Source organism: Agrobacterium sp. NPDC090283, assembly GCF_044769685.1.
Taxonomy (GTDB): Bacteria; Pseudomonadota; Alphaproteobacteria; order Rhizobiales; family Rhizobiaceae; genus Agrobacterium.
Window position 1 is genome coordinate 417,247 of record NZ_JBIVYG010000002.1, and the last position, 18,955, is coordinate 436,201.

An 18,955-nucleotide genomic window follows, 5' to 3' on the forward strand; every position below is an offset into this window, starting at 1 on the left:
TATTACTCTTTGACAAATTCCATAAAATTAGTCAACTAATGTCCATGCCTTGACCGGCGGATTTATGTTTTCACGATTGCGGACTGGAGCCGATGTCAAATTCGAAAAGGATTTTATCGCAGGCAAAACGGGTGGCCATTCAGGCCGTTCCGACGGTTCTCGGTATCGTCATACTCAACTTCTTTTTGCTGCAACTGGCGCCCGGCGACGCGGCCGACGTGCTGGCGGCGGAAGCTGGCTCGGCAACCGTCGAGACCATGGCGGAAATCCGCTCCCGCTTCGGTCTCGATCTGCCGGTTGTGCATCAGCTGATGAATTATCTCGGCAATCTGGCCCAGTTCAGCCTCGGCTTTTCACCGCGCTACGGCATGCCGGTGGCAGACCTTATCGGCCAGCGCCTGCCCGGCACGCTTGCGCTGATGGGGGCGGCCCTTGGCATCGCAATCTTCGTCGGTGTGTTCCTCGGCTCCATCATGGCGCTTTTTTCCGGCAAGCTGCCGGACCGGATCATTTCGATCGGCTCGCTGATCTTTTATTCCGTGCCGGGTTTCTGGATCGGCCTGATGCTGATCCTGACCTTTTCGGTCAAGCTCGGCTGGCTTCCTTCAGGCGGTGACAGCACCATCGGCAGCAGCCTTACCGGTTTCGCCGCCTTTCTCGACAGGCTGCGCTACATCGTGCTCCCTGCCCTGTCGCTGGCGCTCTATTTTCTGGCCATCTATGCCCGCCTCACCCGCGCAGCCATGCTGGAAGTGAAATCGCAGGACTATGTGCGCACGGCGCGCGCCAAGGGCGTTTCGCCGATCAGGCTCACCACACGCCACATCCTGCGCAACGCGCTCATCCCCATCACCACCATGGCCGGCATGCATATTGGCGGCCTGCTCGGCGGCGCCGTTGTGGTTGAAACCGTCTTCAGCTGGCCAGGCCTTGGCCGCCTCGCCTTCGAAGCCGTGATGGCGCGGGATTTCAGTGTGCTGCTCGGCATTCTGCTTCTCTCTTCCCTCGTCGTCATCATCGTCAATGCGGCCGTGGACCTGTTGCAGGCATGGCTCGATCCCCGCATCGGAGAAAGCCGATGAACTCATCCCAAACGACAGCGGCTCTCAACACGGCGGAACTTGGCGCTGACGAGACCAATCCCAAACCGAAAAAGCCGGAAGAAAAGGCCTGGCCCTATATCCATGCGCCGGATGCGCTTTCGGCCCGCTCGGTCTCCGTGCCGCGACGTGGACTGCGGCGCGAACTGAAAATCTTCCTCACCAATCCCAATGCCATCGTCGGCCTGCTGTTTCTCGCCACCGTCATCGTCACCGCACTGATCGCCCCGTTGATCTATCCTGGCGATCCCCTGGAAATGGTGGCCCGCCCGTTCCTGTGGCCTGGCCAGAACGCGGCCTATCCGCTCGGAACCGATTCCATGGGCCGGGATGTTCTGGCCGGCATCGTGCATGGCGCGCGCATCTCGCTCACCGTCGGTGTCGTGGCAACTCTGATCGGGCTCACCATCGGCATCGCGGTTGGCGCTTTCGCCGGTTATTTCGGTGGCGTCATTGACGACATCCTCGTCAAGCTCATCGAAATCTTCCAGACCTTGCCGAATTTCGTGCTCTTGGTGGTGCTGGTCGCCATCGCCCAGCCGTCTGTCACCACGGTCACGTCAGCCATCGGCATCATCACCTGGCCGCTCGTTGCGCGTCTTACCCGTGCGGAATTCCGCGCCATCCGCGAAAAGGATTATGTGCTCGCCGCCCGCAGCCTTGGTTATGGCCATGCCCGCATCGTGTTTCAGGAAATCCTGCCCAATGCGCTGCCACCGATCATCGTCACCTCATCCGTCATGGTGGCGGGCGCGATCCTCATGGAAGCAGCGCTGTCCTTCATGGGGCTTGGCGATCCCAACCGTGTCTCCTGGGGTTCGATGATCGGTTCCGGCCGTGATGTCATCCGCACGGCCTGGTATCTGACCGCCCTTCCCGGCCTTGCCATCGTCTTCACCGTCATTTCGCTGAACCTCATCAGCGATGGCCTCAACGATGCGCTCAACCCCCGTTTTTCGGAGGAACGCCGATGAGCAAACTGATCGAAGTCCATGATCTCTCCGTCAGCTTCGGCTCTGCCCAGCCGGTCAAAGGCGTCAGTTTCGATGTCAGTCCCGGCGAAATGCTGGCGATCGTCGGCGAAAGCGGCTCCGGCAAATCGTTGACCGCGCTCGGCCTGATCGGCCTCCTGCCCTCCCACGCCAAGACCGGCGGCCGGGTTCTGCTCGAGGGCCGCGATCTGCTGCCGCTTTCCGAGCGGCAATGGCGCGGCATTCGCGGCCGGGATATCGGCATGATCTTTCAGGAGCCGATGACCTCGCTCAACCCCGTGCTGACGGTCGGCGAGCAAATCATCGAGGTGCTGCGCATCCATGAGAAGATCGACCGGCATCAGGCGCGCAAACGCGCCATCGAGCTGCTGGACCTCGTCAACATTCCCGACGCCCGACGCCGGGTGGATGATTATCCGCACCAGCTTTCCGGCGGCATGCGCCAGCGTGTGATGATCGCCATCGGCGTCGCCTGCAATCCGAAACTGCTGATCGCCGACGAGGCGACGACGGCACTTGACGTGACGATACAGGCGCAGATCCTGCAGCTGCTCGACAATCTGCGCCGAGATCTCAACATGGCGGTCATCCTCATCACCCACGATCTCGGTATCGTGGCACAATGGGCGGACCGGGTGATGGTCATGTATGCCGGCCGTAAAGTGGAGGAAGGGCTGCCGGAACCGGTTTTCTCCAACCCCTACCATCCCTATACGCGCGGCCTGCTTGCCGCCTCGCCGCGCGCGGAAGACGGCCAGCATTATCGCGACGGGCCCCTCATCGAAATTCCGGGCTCCATCGTTTCCGCCACGGGGGAACGCGGCTGCGCCTTCCGGCCACGCTGTCCGAGCGCCCGCGGCTTCTGCGGGCAGTTCGTGCCGCCGCTGAGGCCGATTTCGGAAGGCCGATACGCGGCCTGCCCCTTCGTTGCTCCCACATCCCAGGAGGTATCCAATGACGCTCTTGTCAGTGCATAGTCTGTCCACCCATTACACGGGCGGACGCGGCACCGTGCGCGCCGTCGATGACGTCTCACTTGATATCGAGGCGGGCGAAACCGTGGCACTGGTGGGCGAATCCGGCTGCGGCAAATCCTCGCTCGGCAAGTCGCTGATGCGTCTGGTCGAGCCGTCTTCCGGCAGGATCACCTTCAAGGGCGCTGATGTGACGGCCATGACGCCTTCGCAGCTACGCGGCATACGCCGCCGCATCCAGATGATCTTTCAGGATCCCTTCGCTTCGCTCAATCCGCGACAGACGGTGCGCACCATCCTTACCGGGCCCCTGAAAGTGCACGGCATCGGCGACAAAGCGCACCAGCGGGAGATTGTTGAAGCCATCGTCGCGCAGGTCGGCCTGCCGGCGGATTCGCTCGACCGTTCTCCGCATGAATTTTCCGGCGGCCAGCGCCAGCGCATCGGCATTGCCCGCGCACTGGTTCTGGAACCGGAACTGGTGGTCTGCGACGAGCCGGTCTCGGCGCTCGATCTTTCGATACAGGCGCAGATCCTCAATCTTCTGGTGGAGATGAAGAAGCGGCTTTCGCTGTCCTATCTCTTCGTCTCACATGATCTGTCCGTGGTGCGTTATTTCTCCGACCGCGTGCTGGTCATGTATCTCGGCAAGATCGTCGAAAGCGCCCCGACATCGGAACTCTGGGCTTCTCCGAAGCATCCTTACACTCGCGCCCTTCTCGCTGCCGTTCCCGATCCCGCCCGCCGCAAGCAGGCGGCACCGATTTCCGGCGATCTGCCGAGCCCGCACGATCCGCCATCCGGCTGCCGGTTTCACACACGCTGCCCGCTCGCCACCGATCTCTGTCGCGAAAAAGCGCCGGATTACACCTTTTTCGGCAAGAACCACGCCGTGGCCTGCCACCATGCCCAATAACTTAAAGGAGCAACCATAATGGTCGACTATCGCTATCTCGGACGCAGCGCGCTGAAAGTGTCACCGCTGAGCCTCGGAACGATGATGTTCGGAGGCCCGACACCGGATGACGTGGCCTTCCGCATCATCGACAAGGCGCGCGAACAGGGCATCAACTTCATCGATACCGCCGATGTCTATCACGACGGCAAGTCGGAAGAGGTCGTTGGCCGCGGTATCAAGTCCACGCGCGATCACTGGGTTCTGGCGACGAAATTCGTCAACTCCCATACCAAGGGCCCGAACCTTGGCGGCCATTCCCGCAAATGGGTAATCGAAACCGTCGAGAATTCTCTCCGCCGCCTCAACACCGACTATATCGATATCCTCTATTTCCACCGCGCCGTCTTCGATGCGCCGCTGGAAGAGCCGGTGCGCGCCATCGCCGATCTCATTCGTGCCGGCAAACTGCGCTATTTCGGCGTGTCGAACTTCCGCGGCTGGCGCATCGCTGAAATTTCGCATCTGGCCGATCAGCTCGGCATCGACCGGCCGGTTGCCAGCCAGCCGCTCTACAACATCGTCAACCGCACGGCCGAAGCCGAGCAGCTACCGGCGGCCGATCATTATGGCCTAGGCGTGGTATCCTATTCACCGCTCGCACGCGGCGTCCTCACCGGCAAATACCAGCCGGGCGAACAGCCGGGCGCAGATACCCGTGTTGGCCGTGGCGACAAGCGCGTTCTGGAAACAGAATGGCGTCCGGAATCGGTTGAAATCGCCCAGAAGGTCGCGGCCCATGCCGCTTCAAAGGGCGTTTCGGCGGCGGATTTCGCGCTCGCTTGGGTGCTGAACAACAAGTTCGTTACCGCCGCCATCACCGGCCCGCGCACTGAAGAACACTGGGACGGATATATCCGCGCGCTCGATGTGAAGATCGATGCGGAAGATGAGGCGCTGGTCGACAGCCTCGTCACGACAGGCCATCCGTCGACACCCGGTTTCAACGATCCGAGCCATCCCGTCGAAGGACGCGTGCCGCGCAATCTCGCACCCGCACACCGCCCGGCGCTCAAGCCGCGCGCGGTCGCCTGAACGTCCAGACGAACATGCCTGCGGCGCGCCGTGCCGCAGGCCCTCACATCCGCTCAGGGAAAGCTGCAATGTCCAATCCGAAACTGCAAACAACCACCACCGATAATTCCGGCGTGCCGAGCCGTGACGAGATCCTGGCCCGAGCAAAGGACATTGCGGCTATCGCGGCTCGGGATGCCGCCCGTCGCGAGCGCGAACGCGAACTGCCCTTCGATATCTTCGCCCTTATCAAGGAGGCAAAGATCGGCACGTTGCGCGTTCCCGAAGCCAAGGGCGGACCGGGCGGCTCGATTGCCGACTATATCGAAGTGCTGATGACCCTCGGCGAAGCCGACAGCAATATTCCGCACGCGCTTCGCAGCCATTTCAATTTCACCGAAAATCTCGCCCTTGCACCCATCGAGCTGGAGGACCGGCGGCATCTTGAACAGGTCCTCGCAGGCAAGCTCTTTGCGGGCGCCAGCACCGAGCAGGGCACCAAACGCCCCGGCGAAATCACCACGCGGCTGAGTGCCGATGGCGACCGCTACCGGCTGAACGGCCGCAAATGGTATGCGACCGGTACGGCCTTTGCCGATTTCGGCACCTTCAGCGCCATTGGCGATGACGAGCAGCCAATCGGCGTGCTCATTCCGCTTGATCGCACCGGCATCACCATCCTCGACGACTGGGACAGCATGGGCCAGCGCATGACGGCAAGCGGCGGCGTGCTGCTTGAGAATGTCGAGGTGCTGCCGCATGAGCTGACAACCCGCAAGCTCGGCACCCAGATCGGCCGCCACAGCTCGGCCATGCGGCAGCTGCACCTTGCTGCGTCTGCCGCCGGCGCCGTTCAGGGCGCGCTCAACGATGGTGTGGAGTATGTTCTGCGTCAGGCGCGCACCACGCTTCACAGCGCTGCGGAAACCGCCAATCAGGATCCCTTCGTGCAGAAGATGCTGGGTGAAATCAGTGCCGGAGCTTTCGCCGTCAAGACACTCATCCGCGAAGCGGCCAGAACGCTCGACCGAACGGCTGCCGCCTTTGCAAATGGTGACGAAGAGGCCATTGAGGCAGCCCTGCTGGAAGGCTCGCTTGCCACCGCCCGCACCCAGATCATCGCCTCGCAGCTGTCGCTCACCGTCGCCACCAATCTCTATGAACTCGGCGGCGGCTCGGCGACATCGAGCGACCGGAATTTCGACCGCCACTGGCGCAACATCCGCACGGTCTACAATCACAATCCGCTGGCCCACAAGGCGCGGGTGATCGGTGACTATTACCTCAATGGCACCACGACGCACCTCAGGGAAGGCCGGGTATTCTGACCATGCGGAAGATGCAGGCGGCAAAGGAGGAACACCAATGAGAACGGAGTTTGTCGCTCCCGCCGCGAGCCGGGCAGCTTTTCGCCTGCCCACACTTTCCAGGCTGCCGCCGCTGACCGCCTTGCGCGCCTTCGTGGTGGCCGCCCGCCATGCGAGCTTCTCGCGAGCGGCGGAGGAGCTGCATGTCTCCACCGCCGCCATCGGTCAGCAGGTCCGTATTCTCGAAACCCATCTCGGCCAGCCGCTTTTCAGCCGCCAGCGCGGCGAATTGCTGCTGACGGATGCCGGCAGCGCGCTTTATCCCGGTCTTGCCGATGCTTTCGAGACCATGATCGGCAGTCTTTCCGACCTGATGGTTTCGAATGCCAGACCGCAGTTGAAGGTTCTGGCGGAAGGTTGCTTTGCCGCCCGCTGGCTGGCGCCGCGGCTGGGCAGCATCGTTCCGGCGCTTGGAGACGTCGAGCTTTCGATCGAATCCATCGAGGGTGAAACCGTCGATCTCACCCATTTTGATGCCGATTGCGCCATCGTCGCCACCCACGCGCAAATTCCGGGCTTTCTTCACGAGCCGCTTTTCGCCGATACCGTTAGCGCCGTCTGCACTCCCGAGTTCGCAGCCCGCCATGGGCTTGCAGACGAGCCCGCCCAATTGCGGGATCTTGGCTTTGCGATGTTGCGCGGCAATGGCCTGGACGCCGCCTTCGAATGGGCGAACTGGCTGCGCGCCTGCCGCATTCCGCTCCGGCTTTCGGCGACAGGCCCGCGTTTTTCACGCCAGACGGCGCTGATAGAAGCAATCTCATCCGGCCATGGCATCGGCCTCGCGCGCCACTCGCTGATTTCGGAGGAACTAAAAAACGGCCGTCTTATCGCCCCCTTCGGATCACCGCAACCGACTGCCAGCCGTTATCACCTGCTGACCAGTCCTGACAGGCGGCGGCTGCCGGAGGTCGCATCTCTACTCGCTTTGTTGCGCGAGGATATGCGCTCTCTCGTGGCCGCCGCCTGAACACGCCCGTCCCACCTCAGGCGCGTTCCCTTTGCAACTCTCTGGCCGTGTAGATATTGTCCGGCCGTGGCAGGCCATAATGGTCGCGCAGCGTATCGCCTTCGTAATCCTCACGGAACAGGCCTCGCCGTTTCAGGATCGGCACCACCTCATCCACGAAGATATCGAACCCGCCATTCAGCCATGGCGGCATGATGTTGAAACCATCGGCTGCGCCTTCGCGGAACCAGGTCTCTATCCAGTCCGCCACCTGTTCCGGCGTTCCGGAAATCACCTTGTGGCCGCGCCCGCCGGCAAGCCGGTGCAACAATTGTCGGATCGTCGGGTTTTCCCGGTCTATGACATCAAGGACCAGCTGATGGCGGCTGCTATCCGCCTGCGCGCGTGTCGCCTCGACGGCCTCTATTGGCAGCGGCTGGTCAAGATCGGCCGATGACAGGTCTATGCCTGTCATGCGCTGCAATTGCCCGAGCGAAAAGGCCGGCTGGATGAGATCGTTGAAGGAGGCCTCAAGTTTGCGCGCCTCCTCCTCGGTTGATGCGATAAAGGGGCTGATGCCAGGCAGGATTTTAACGTGGGCGGGGTTGCGACCTGCGGCAGCAACACGTCTCTTGATGTCAGAATAAAAAGACCGCGCACTCTCCAGAGTCTGATGCGCGGTAAAGATTGCCTCGGCATATTGGGCGGCAAAACCGCGCCCCTCCTCAGAGGAGCCGGCCTGCACATAGACCGGCCGGCCCTGTGGTGAACGCGGCACGTTGAGCGCGCCCCGCACCCGATAAAATTCCCCATCGTGATTGGCGGGGTGGATGCGGTCTGTCTCGGCAAACAGACCGCTTTCCTTGTCGGCGACGATGGCATCGTCTTCCCAGCTGTCCCAGAGCTTCGTCACCACATCGACGAACTCGATGGCCTGACGGTAGCGGTCGGCATGCGGCGGATGCTTCTGGAGATTGAAGTTACCGGCCGCCGCATCCGCCGAAGTCGTGACGATGTTCCAGCCAACCCGGCCGCCGCTGATATGATCGACGGACGCAAACAGCCGCGCGAGATTATATGGCTCGTAATAGGTGGTGGAGGCCGTGGCGATGAAGCCGATCTTTTCCGTGACGGCGGCGAGCGCCGAAAGCATGGTGATCGGCTCCAGCCGGTGGCGGGCGGCATAGCGGATATTGGCATCCAGCACCGGCGCATCGGCAAAGAAGATGGCATCCAGCTTCGCCGCCTCGGCCTTGCGGGCGATATCCTGATAGAGCTTTATATCGGTGACGCGATGGGGCTCCGAGTCCGGATGCCGCCAGGCTGCCTCATGATGTCCGCCCGGATAGATGAAGGCATTGAGAACCAGCTTTTCGGATTTTCTGCTCATGGAAATGACCTCTTATTCACTCTGAACCGCAGGTGAGGAGGCTCTCACGCCTCCTTTGTCACCCAGGCCTTGGCGAGATTGCCGCTCAGCCCCTCTGCGCCTGTCGCATAGTCCTTGATGCGCACGCTGCCGACGACCGGCTGGATGGGAGAGACGAGATTGATGACGGGAAGATCCTTGGCGACAACCGCCTGAAACTCCTTGAAGAAGGCGGCGCGTTTTTCGATGTCAGGCTCCACCGCCGCCGCTTCCAGCAGCCGGTCCACTTCCGGATTGGCGTAATGGCTGGCATTGGAGAACGGCAGGCCGATCTTGAAGTTCTTGCTCCAGTAGACACGCTGCACACCGGCTGTCGGGTCGAAGGTATTGGAAAGGGATTCCACCGAGAGGTCCCAGGCGCGGTCGGTATAGACCACCTTCACATAGGTGCCGAAATCGAATTTCTGGATATCCGCCTCGATGCCGATCTTCGACAGCGCCTGCGCGATGAAATCCGAATAGGTCTGCGGATTGAACGGGTTGGTGGTGACGCGGAGCTTGAAGCGCTTGCCGCCGTCCTTGCGCGGAAAGCCTGCCTCATCCAGCAATTTCTCCGCCTGCACGACGTCGAACTTGGCAAAACCGATATCCGCATTGTGGAACTTCGCAAGGCCGGGGCTGATCGGCGTCGGCGATGGCACGGCATAACCATAAAGCACGGTATCGATGAGCGCCGGAACGTCGATGGCATGGGCGATGGCCTGCCTGACCTTCAATTCCTTCAGGTATTCGTTCTCCAGATTGATCACCAGCTGGTTCTGCTGGCCGGCATAGGCATAGATGCGGTCATCCACCTTCAGTGTGGGGATGGATTTCAGCCGTTCCAGATCGGCAAGCGCGACCGGGTTGGGGCCAATGTCGCCCTCGCCGGTTTCAAGCGCGGCCGCACGGGCGCCCGCATCGTTGATGAGGCGGATGATGACGCGGTCGAGATAAGGCCGCGGCGCGTCCCAGTAATCGGCGTTTTTTTCCAGCAGGATATGGCTGCCCGGTACCCATTCCTTCAGCACGAAGGGTCCGCTGCCGATGATCTGGGCGGGTTTGGGATTATCTGTCGGCTTGAAGGTCTCGAAAATGTGCTTCGGCACAACAGGCGATTCCGAGGATGCAAGCGCGGTGATCAGGCCCGGCGCCGGCTTGGAAAGTTTCACCTTCGCGACCAGCGGATCGGAGGTATCGACACTCTCGACATTCGCGAACGTCGCCCGACCGCGCGGATGGGCCTCCTTTAGCCGCAGGATGGAAAATTCCACATCCGCCGATGTCACCGGTTTACCGTCATGGAATTTCGCATTCGGCTGCAGATGGAAGACATATTCCAGCCCGTCGGCCGAAACGCTCCATTCCTTCGCGAGGCTGGGCTTGGGCGATAGTTCGTAATCATAGGTCAAAAGCCCGTCATAAATTTTCGAACCGATGAATTGCGGGCCGCCAGCGCTGGTGTTGATGGCCACGAGCTGGGTCGGCTCGGGAAAATAAACGATCTTCAGCGTGCCGCCCGAAACGGGCTCTTCGGCAGCGGCGAAAGAACCACCCGGAAGCGCCACGAAAGCGCCGGCGGCGAGTGCGATTTTATGAAACTGGCGTCTGGAAAGGGTCATGTCTGTCTCCGAAAAAATCCGATGTGCGGGTGCGGCAGCTCAATGCAGCTGCGGGAACCCGTGGCGCTCGGCGAGGATTTGCAAAATGCGTTTGGTGTCCTGAATGAAATGGGTCTCGCCCTTGGCCGTGGCGTCGCTGGGCGCGTCGCCGGCAAATATGAACAGCGGCAGCGACTGATTTTCCTCACCCACGGCAGCGATGACCGCCTCACGCGGGCGTTGGAAACCGACACGGCGGATATCGATGCCGGCGGCAAGGTCCGGAAATGCGGAAAGCAGGCCCTCGATCTGGTTACAATGCGGGCAGACGAAGCGGACACCGGGGTGCTTGGGGTCCTCAAAACCGGGGGCGATCAAAAAAAGCGTATCCTTGGCCATGGCATCCATCATGTGCGGGTGAGATTTCCAGCTCACAGTGCAGGCCGCCAAAGCGTGGGTCCAGAAAGCAATTCTTGCTTTGAAGCGAAGAAATGCTTTGCGTTAAATTATTGATGAAACTGAATTTTTCAGAACTTCCCTGGCCAGCACCGCTGTTTCGGGCGACTTGTTTGGAGCGCAATGTTTTTCCCGAAAAGGAGCATATCGCGCGAAGGCAAAAAATAAGCAGTGGGCAGTTTTAGGCAATAAAAAACCCGGCAGAATTGCCGGGTTTTGGTGAGGACCGTTGAGCAGAACCTCTCCTTCGTCATGCTCGGGCCTGTCCCGAGCATCTGCGGCCTACAAGGCGAGGATGCCTTGGCAGATCCTCGGTACAAGACCGAGGATGACGTCGAATGCGGAGGAAAGTTCGCCATAACTCTCGCACCGCAGGATCGCCGGATTTCCGTCCTCACTCGCTTTTCCACGCCGTCGCCAGGTCGCTATAGGCAATATCGATGGTTGTCACGAGGGACTTCAAACTGGTGTTGCGCAGAATGACGGTCGGCAAAGCAACGATCGAGAAATTCGGCAGGTCGTCGCCGACGACTTTCTGGATTTCGTGAAACTGCCCTGCCCGTTTTGTTTCATCCACTTCGATGGCAGCCGCTCGGAAAAGATCGTCAACTTTCGGATTGTTGTAATGCGCGGCGTTGACATAGGGCGCCGGGTTCTTGATGCCGTCGGACCAATAGAGGCGCTGCACGCCTGCCGTCGGATCGAACAGACGGCTGATACCGTTCACCGTCAGGTCAAAACCGCGCTCGGTGTAAACGCGCTTGATGAAGGTGGCGAGATCGCCTTCGACGATATCCACCTTCACGCCGAGCTTGCCGAAGGAGGAACGCAGATATTCAGCGGTTTTGCGGAAGACGTCGGAAGGCAGAAAGGCCAGTCGCAGCGAAAAACGGGTGCCATCGGCGCCTTTCGGGTAACCGGCCTTGTCCAGCAGTTCGTTCGCCCTGGCAAGATCGAAAGGATAGGTGAAGGGCTTCTCGTCATTATAAGCGGTGAAGACCGCGGGGATGTTCGACCCGGCCGGTTTAGCCGTACCGAAGAAAATCGCATCGTTGATGAAATCACGGTCGATGGCATGGGCCAGCGCGTGGCGGACTTCTTTCTTCGCGAGGATCGGGTTCTCCAGATTGAACTCGAATATCGCGGCATTGTTAAGATAGGCGTCGGTATAGACCTCCACCGCGAGCTTCGGATTTTGCCGAAGGCGCTCCAGATCGCTGTAGGAGACATCGGCGGTATAATCCGCTTCACCCGTTTCAACAGAGATCGTGGTGGAGGCGGCATCGGCGACAAAGCGCGCCACGAAACCATCGAGATAGGGAAGATCGGCCTGCCAGTAATTCGGGTTTTTCTTCAGCTTCACATAGCTGCCGCGTTTCCATTCCTCAAAGACGAAGGGGCCGGTGCCAACAGGCGCATTGCCATTCGGGCTTTCATTATAGTTTTCCGAAGCATAGGCGTGGGCCGGCAGGATTGGCGTTTCGCCACCCGTCAGCGCCCGCAGGAGATAGGGTGCGGGCTTGGAAAGCACCACCACGGCCGTCAGCGGATCCGGCGTTTCGATATCGGCAATATTGGCGAAGGTGATGCGCCCGCGAGGACCAACCTTCTTGAAAGCCAGCAGGGAAAATTTGACATCCTGCGACGTGAAATCCTTGCCGTCATGCCATTTGACGCCCTTGCGCAGCTTGAAAGTGTGACGCAGCCCGTCGGCCGATGTTTCCCAGCTTTCGGCCAGCACCGGGTGCGGTTTGAACTCGCTGTCGAACCGCACCAGCCCTTCGAGGATTTTCGTGGAAATGGCGCGGGTGCGCGTATTGGAATCGGAAAGCGGCACCAGTGTCGTCGGCTCACCGAGACCCGCAAGGGTGACTATGCCGCCCTTTTTGGGCGTTTCCGCCGCCAGAACCGGCAGGGAAGGCAACAACATTGCCCCGGTTAACGCTGCACTCAAAAGCAATGTCTTGCGTCTTGTAATATCCATGGATGTTTCCCTTTGTGAAATTGTTTTCAAATGCTCAGGCGGCCTTCAGCCGGGTCTCGACCAGACGGGCAAACAGCGTGGCGCCGACCGGCAGGATGGCGTCGTCAACGATGAAACCGGGATTATGGGCGGGCACGGTGCCGGAATGGCCAAGCGTGAAAAACGCGCCGGGCGCGTGTTTCAGAAGATCGGCGAAATCCTCGCTGCCCATGAAGCGGCTGGGTTCTGTGGAAACGCGCTCGTCTCCAAGCACTTCGCGCGCCACGCCGGCGACGATATCCACCGATGCATCGTCATTGGTAAGGACCGAGAATATGTCGCGAATATCCACCTCGGCGGTGAGGCCGTGCGCTGCGGCAATGTGATCCGAAATCGTGCGGATGCGCTCCCGGATGGTTTCGCGCACGCCGTCGGAAAAGGCCCGCACCGTTCCGGCAATCGCGGCCGTTTCGGGAATGACGTTGTAGGCCGATCCCGCCTCGATGCGCGTTATCGACAGGACGGCGGGATCGGTCGGCGACACATTGCGGCTGACGATGGTTTGCAGCGCCTGAATAAGTTCACCCGTCGCCGGCACCGGATCACGCGAAACATCCGGGTGAGCCGCATGCGCACCCCTGCCCCTTAACCGGACATCGAAGAAATCCGCCCCTGCCAGAATGGTGCCGGGCGAAACCTTCAGATGATTGGGCGCGGCATGGGTGGAATTGTGCAGCCCGTAAATCTCGTCGACCGGAAAATCCCTGAACAGCCCGTCGGCAATCATGGCGCGCGCGCCGCCGAGACCTTCCTCGGCCGGCTGGAAAATGAAAACCACCGTGCCGGCAAAATCGCGGGTTTCGGCCAGATAACGGGCCGTGCCGAGCAGAATGGTGGTGTGCACATCATGCCCGCAGCCGTGGAACTTGCCGGGATAGACCGACGCATAGGGTAGCCCGGTTTCCTCCGGCATCGGCAGGGCATCCATATCGGCCCTGAGCCCGATGGAGCGATTGCCCGCATGGCGGCCGTGCAGCACGCCGACCACGCCGGTATTGCCATAACCGCGATGCACCTCGATGCCCCAGGAGGCGAGTTTTTCAGCGACAATGCCTGACGTGCGGACCTCCTCGAAACCGATTTCCGGATGCCGGTGCAGATCGTGGCGGATGGAGACGAGGTCGGGAACATAGGTCCCGATCCGATCCAGGATTTTAGGAGCGGGCGTTTTGACGGGATCGACGGCGATATTCACGGTATCTCCTCAGGGCAAAAAATATCGTTTTCGCAATCGGGCGATTGCGAAGGGTGGGTTTCGGGGACTCGAAAGCAGAGGCGAACGTGGTGTCAGAGCCTCAGACCCGCCTCCTTCATCAGGGGCAGAATGCGCTCGGCGAAATAGTCGAGGTCTTCGCGAAAATCGTAAAAATTGAGCTGAACACCATCGATGCCTGCCTTTTTCAGACCGACAAGCTGCTCGACCACCTGTTCGGGCGAACCGATGATTTCGATATTGCCGCCAAGATTGCGACCCTGCTTGTGGCGCGCATCGCCGCGGCCGCGCCAGGCATGGGCGTCGCTGTCGTAATTATTGGTGGCGAAGGCGCGGGTGCCGGGCTGCGGTTTTCCGGCCTCGATGGCATCCGCATAGGCGATCGCTTCCTTCTCCGTATCGCGGCTGACGATGATCGGATTGATGATCGTCTTCACCTGCCGGCCATAGGCCTTTGCGCGGTTTTTAATGTTTGCGACATGATCGGGCAGCGTTTCCAGCGCGCTGTCTATATGCGCGCCGCCGGGTGAGGTGACGAAAACCAGATCGGAATGGCGGGCGGCGAAATCGATGCCGGCGGGCGAACCGGTCGCCGTCACCAGCGGCGGGCGGCCAAAGGCGGGCTTGGGTGTGATCCAGCCATTGTTGATCGCCCAGGGATTGAGCTTGCCTTCATATGAGAAGTCTTCGGTTTCCCCCCACAGGCGATGGAGAACATCGAACAATTCTCCGGCCATATCGTAACGCTTGTCGTGGTCGATACGCTGCCAGCCGAACATTTCATGCTCGATGGCGCGGTGGCCGGTGACAATGTTGATGCCCCAGCGCCCCTTGGCGATATGATCCAGCGTCGCGCCATATTTGGCGAGATGCAGCGGATGCAGAGGCCCATAAAGCACATGGATGGTGGAGATCAGCAGGATGCTCTTCGTGACCGCCGCCATGGCGCCAAGCGCGATAAAACTATCGAGCGAGGATTCGCCGTCATAACCGCCCTTGGGCAGCCATTGCGTGCGGCTGAAGGCGATTTCGAAACCGAGGTCCTCCGCGCGCTTCACCAGCTCGACATTGTAGTCGAAGGTCCAGCTGTTGCTGGTCGGCAGGCTGGAGAAATTGATGTCCTGCAGATTGAGGAACAGGCCCAGCATCAGTGGCTGCTTTACCGCACGGCTGAGCGGGCTCTCATCGAAATCGATAGGACTTTTCAGTTCGAGGCCTTTCAGCTCCGGACCACCGGGCAAAGGAACAGTCAGCGCCATGTCTTTTCTCCCTCGGAATGATCGCCCTGCGGGGCAGCCGCAGCCAGCCGGGCGCGCAGATAGCCCTCCACGCTGCGGGGCTGACGACCGGTAATCCGGTCGACGGTATCGGTGACGGATGCCGCGAAACCGTCGCCGATGAGCTGTCCGAATTCGCTGATCGCTTTCTGTTCGAAGGCGCCGATATGCGGCGGGAAGACGGAGGCAGCATTATGCGCGACGCCGACAGGCCGATGCAGAATACGGGCCGCGATGCGGGCGATTTCCAGTGCCGTCAAGGATTCGCCGCCAGTCAGCACCAGCGGACCGGCAAGTGGCGCGCTGGCAGTCAGCGCATGAACCGCCACATCGGCAATGTCGTCGGCATCGATGAAGGAGACCGCCGCATGGCCGAAACGGGCGGGCACATCCCCGCCATTGCGCAGCGCGGCGACAACGGGCTCCAGCGCCACCTGCATCCAGGCATTCGGCCGCAATACCGTATGCGCAATACCGCGTCCCGCCAGATGCGTTTCGACCTCAGCATGGGCCGCACCCGAGATGGAGCGTGCGGCATTCGCAATGGTCCAGTCGGAGCCGGATATCTTCACGATCCGCGACGCACCGGCGGAAAGAGCAGCATCTATGACCGCCTTCTGATCTGCCGCCAACGTTTCGCCGATGGGGGAAAGCAGGAAGACCCTGTCTGTTCCCCGCGCAGCTTCTTTCAGGCTGGCCGGATCGGAAAAATTACCTTCCGCAATATCGACCCTGTCGCCCCAGAGCTTCAGCGCATCCTCGCGCCTGCGGGTCAGTACGCGAACTATCGCCTGTTTTTGCAAAAGACGGCTGACGACACGCTGGCCGAGCCTGCCGGTTGCACCGGTTACAAGAATGGTGGCTGCCATAGTCTCTTCACTTTCCCGGATTGCGTTGCGCAATATCCCGCACGACAGAAAGGGCGCGTGGATCGGCCCAGTCCTGCACATCGAAATCTTCGGGGATGAACTTCCATTCCAGCAGGAAATCCTTGAAGTGGCTCAGAGCATCGAGTTCGGCGGGATCGAGATCGAGCCTCAGGTTGCGGTGCACATCCGGGCCATTCGCAGCCAGAACCGCCTCCTCGCTGACACCGATTTCACGGGCGATGAAACGCACGGCTTCCGCCGGATTGTCATTTGCCCAATCGGTAACGCGCTGAACCGTGGCCACCAGCTCCGCCACCAGATCGGGCCGCTCATCGGCAAAGGTGGCGTCCACGGTCAAAGGACGCGGTGTGCCATTGTTGATGCGGATTTTGGGATCGGGGTGGAATCCCGTCGATACCACGACCTGCGCACCGATCAGATTGGCGACGGTGACACCTTCCGCTCCCTTGACGAAAAAAGCATCGATCTGGCCCCTATGCAGCGCTGCGATTTCCTCGCCATAGGGAAGCCGTCGGCGCAGACCGTGGAACCTCTCATCCGCCGGGCCGAGCAGCACGGGTTCTCTGGCGGTCAGATCGACAAGCTCGACCTCCGCGACCGTGAGGCCCGAGACCGTCAGCGCTGACACAATGCCCTTCAGGGATGTCGCACGCTGGAAATCGATGGTTTCGTTCGGTCTCTTGGGCAGACCGATGCGCCGCCCCTTCAGGTCGCCGCCCTTGCCTATTCCACTTGCTGGCAAGGCGATGACGGCCTGAAACTCGTCGGTTCTCGTCAACCCCACCAGCCGTGTTTTCCGGCCACCGGATTTCGCCCAGATCGGCGGAATATTGCCGCCCTGGCGGAAGGACCAGTCCAGACGATGGTCGAAATGGCTCTGGCGAATGGCAGGATCGGCCGCATCGCGAATGGAGGAAACAGAGATGTCGTGGGCGGCGAAACTTTCCTCGATCCAGCCCAGTTGCGCCGCGATGGAAAGCGGAGTGGGTGCCGGGCAGCGTGTATACCACACGGTTACGGGTTGGGTTATCTGGCGAAGGGCGGCATCGGCCATGGCGTTCGTCCTCGAAATTGCGATCTGACGGCACGCTACACGGCATAAAATATTTTCTATAGATAAAGTGTACTATTTGAGATGCGATTGGGGAAATTCGTTTCCATCTTGCTGGCGGTTCATCGAGGTGACGGAATATCCTTTCGATAATGGCAAGATTGCGGGTCGGATCCTCCAACCCGCCTTACGCCTTTCTCCAATTCAGCCGCAGCCTGGGTGCTGCGACGGATGAAAGTTTTTCTTCTCAGAGCAGCAAGGATTTTTAACTCGCGACCGGACCCCCGGCTGTTACGCTTCCCCGCAACTGCGCCGGTCAAAAAGGCCGGCAATCCAATAGACCTGAAAGAAAAAGTGGCAGCATGAGCAAGACCAAACGCCGGCTCAATCTCAATGTCGGCATCAATACCACCGGATATCTCGCCAATGCCTGGAAATACCGGAGCGGAGACCGGCACGACATCAACGATATCGGCTATTATCGGCGGTTGACGGAACTGGCGCACAAGGGCCGGTTCGACGCCGTTTTCTTGTCCGACCACCCGGCACTGTTGACCGACCCGGCAAGCCGCCCGTTTCACACCATCGATCCGCTCATCCTCTCGACTTCACTTGCCGCGCAGGTGCCCGATATCGGCTTTGTGGCAACCGTGTCCTCCACCTATAATTCGCCCTATAATTTCGCGAGGCGGACGCAATCCATCGATCTCGTCACCGGCGGGCGGCTGATCGTCAATATCGTCTCCTCCTTCAATCCCAATGTCGCCGCCAATTTCGGCAACGATCCGCTACCGCCGCGCAATGAACGTTACGCCAAGGCTACCGAATTTCTCGATGTCGCGAAAAAGCTCTGGTCGAGCTGGGATCCGCGCCGTGAAGGCGAAGTACCGGAAGAGCGTTTCTGGGATGCGGCGACGGCCGAAACCATCGATCATGAGGGGCAATATTTCCACGTCAAAGGCCCGCTCAACGTTCCACGCGGACCGCAGGGGCATCCAGTGATCGCGCAGGCCGGTGCCTCCGAAGGTGGCATCGATCTGGCGGCACGCCACGGCGAGATCATCTATTGCAACATCCTGTCACGCCCGGCCGGTCAGGCCTTCGGCAAAAAGGTCCGCGACCGCGCCGTCTCCCTTGGCCGCGATCCCTCCGGCATCCGCATCGTTCCCGGCCTCGTTGTCATTCTCGGCGAGACCCGGGAAGAAGCGTTGCGCAAACATGAATTATACAGCGGAACGGGCTCTGAGGACGGTCTTCTGGCGCGCTTCGCCAAGGAAAACGGCATCGATCCCCGCGACTTCGACCCCGATGCAAAACTCGATGCCGGCCGTTTCATCCCGGACCAGAACCGGCAATGGGCGGTAGGCATGGGGCTTGGCCTTTCCGATCTTTTGACCCACGAGAAACTCACCGCCCGCGAGGCCGTGCGGCGCTCGGAAGGACATCACCGGCTGCTGCTCGGCACACCGGAAGAGGTGGCGGATGGCATTATTGATCTCTGGCAGGATGGCACGGTAGACGGCTACACCCTGCAGCCGCCCCGCGCGCCAGACGATATTGCCGAATTCGTCGAAAAGGTCGTGCCGGTGCTGCAGGATCGCGGTGTTTACCCGCGCGAATACGAAGGTGCGACGATCCGCGACCGCTATGGCCTGCCCTATCCCGATTGAACGGCGACGCTGTCG

Annotated in this window: 16 protein-coding genes; 8 read left to right on the plus strand and 8 right to left on the minus strand. The window is 60.6% G+C overall.

The window, feature by feature from the left end:
* The first annotated feature begins 92 nt into the window (after positions 1-92).
* The 7 genes from ACIQUH_RS04860 (at position 93) to ACIQUH_RS04890 (ending at position 7,372) form a co-directional block, all read left to right on the plus strand.
* A complete protein-coding gene (locus ACIQUH_RS04860) occupies positions 93-1,082 on the plus strand; it encodes an ABC transporter permease (protein ID WP_400812891.1) in 990 nt (329 codons plus the stop codon).
* Positions 1,079-2,074 carry an ABC transporter permease gene (locus ACIQUH_RS04865; protein ID WP_400812892.1) on the plus strand — a complete coding sequence of 332 codons (996 nt, stop codon included), beginning with the start codon at positions 1,079-1,081 and terminating at the stop codon, positions 2,072-2,074. Before ACIQUH_RS04860 ends, ACIQUH_RS04865 begins: the two co-directional genes overlap by 4 nt.
* The gene (locus ACIQUH_RS04870; RefSeq protein WP_400812893.1) at positions 2,071-3,069 is read left to right on the plus strand and encodes an ABC transporter ATP-binding protein; all 999 of its coding nucleotides are present in this window, start codon (positions 2,071-2,073) and stop codon (positions 3,067-3,069) included. The genes ACIQUH_RS04865 and ACIQUH_RS04870 overlap by 4 nt, the downstream gene beginning before the upstream one ends.
* Entirely contained in the window at positions 3,047-3,982 is a 936-nt protein-coding gene (locus ACIQUH_RS04875; protein WP_400812894.1) for an ABC transporter ATP-binding protein, read from the plus strand. The genes ACIQUH_RS04870 and ACIQUH_RS04875 overlap by 23 nt, the downstream gene beginning before the upstream one ends.
* Positions 3,983-4,000: 18 nt before the next feature.
* Complete coding sequence (locus ACIQUH_RS04880) at positions 4,001-5,056, plus strand: aldo/keto reductase (protein WP_400812895.1); 1,056 nt, start codon at positions 4,001-4,003, stop codon at positions 5,054-5,056.
* A 68-nt stretch (positions 5,057-5,124) separates the two neighbouring features.
* Positions 5,125-6,363 carry an acyl-CoA dehydrogenase family protein gene (locus tag ACIQUH_RS04885; protein WP_400812896.1) on the plus strand — a complete coding sequence of 413 codons (1,239 nt, stop codon included), beginning with the start codon at positions 5,125-5,127 and terminating at the stop codon, positions 6,361-6,363.
* A 37-nt stretch (positions 6,364-6,400) separates the two neighbouring features.
* Complete coding sequence (locus tag ACIQUH_RS04890) at positions 6,401-7,372, plus strand: LysR substrate-binding domain-containing protein (RefSeq protein WP_400812897.1); 972 nt, start codon at positions 6,401-6,403, stop codon at positions 7,370-7,372.
* 16 nt (positions 7,373-7,388) lie between these two features.
* On the opposite strand, the gene ACIQUH_RS04895 is transcribed toward ACIQUH_RS04890, so the two are convergent.
* The 8 genes from ACIQUH_RS04895 to ACIQUH_RS04930 form a co-directional block, all read right to left on the minus strand.
* Positions 7,389-8,741: an LLM class flavin-dependent oxidoreductase gene (locus tag ACIQUH_RS04895; protein WP_400812898.1), complete on the minus strand. Its 1,353-nt coding sequence runs from the start codon at positions 8,739-8,741 to the stop codon at positions 7,389-7,391.
* 44 nt (positions 8,742-8,785) lie between these two features.
* Positions 8,786-10,381, minus strand: coding sequence for an ABC transporter substrate-binding protein (locus tag ACIQUH_RS04900; protein ID WP_400812899.1), 1,596 nt, complete (start codon positions 10,379-10,381; stop codon positions 8,786-8,788).
* A gap of 39 nt (positions 10,382-10,420) precedes the next feature.
* Positions 10,421-10,771: a DUF3088 domain-containing protein gene (locus tag ACIQUH_RS04905; protein ID WP_400812900.1), complete on the minus strand. Its 351-nt coding sequence runs from the start codon at positions 10,769-10,771 to the stop codon at positions 10,421-10,423.
* Positions 10,772-11,210: 439 nt separating this feature from the next.
* A complete protein-coding gene (locus ACIQUH_RS04910; protein ID WP_400812901.1) occupies positions 11,211-12,800 on the minus strand; it encodes an ABC transporter substrate-binding protein in 1,590 nt (529 codons plus the stop codon).
* A 34-nt stretch (positions 12,801-12,834) separates the two neighbouring features.
* On the minus strand, positions 12,835-14,034 hold the full coding sequence (locus ACIQUH_RS04915) for a M20 aminoacylase family protein (RefSeq protein ID WP_400812902.1): 1,200 nt from the start codon (positions 14,032-14,034) through the stop codon (positions 12,835-12,837).
* Positions 14,035-14,126: 92 nt separating this feature from the next.
* The gene (locus ACIQUH_RS04920; protein WP_400812903.1) at positions 14,127-15,311 is read right to left on the minus strand and encodes an LLM class flavin-dependent oxidoreductase; all 1,185 of its coding nucleotides are present in this window, start codon (positions 15,309-15,311) and stop codon (positions 14,127-14,129) included.
* Complete coding sequence (locus ACIQUH_RS04925; protein ID WP_400812904.1) at positions 15,302-16,198, minus strand: NmrA family NAD(P)-binding protein; 897 nt, start codon at positions 16,196-16,198, stop codon at positions 15,302-15,304. Before ACIQUH_RS04925 ends, ACIQUH_RS04920 begins: the two co-directional genes overlap by 10 nt.
* Positions 16,199-16,205: 7 nt before the next feature.
* Positions 16,206-17,273, minus strand: coding sequence for an ABC transporter substrate-binding protein (locus tag ACIQUH_RS04930; RefSeq protein ID WP_400812905.1), 1,068 nt, complete (start codon positions 17,271-17,273; stop codon positions 16,206-16,208).
* A 359-nt stretch (positions 17,274-17,632) separates the two neighbouring features.
* Between ACIQUH_RS04930 and ACIQUH_RS04935 the strand changes: the two genes are divergently transcribed.
* Positions 17,633-18,940 carry an NtaA/DmoA family FMN-dependent monooxygenase gene (locus ACIQUH_RS04935; protein ID WP_400812906.1) on the plus strand — a complete coding sequence of 436 codons (1,308 nt, stop codon included), beginning with the start codon at positions 17,633-17,635 and terminating at the stop codon, positions 18,938-18,940.
* The last annotated feature ends 15 nt before the right edge of the window (positions 18,941-18,955 follow it).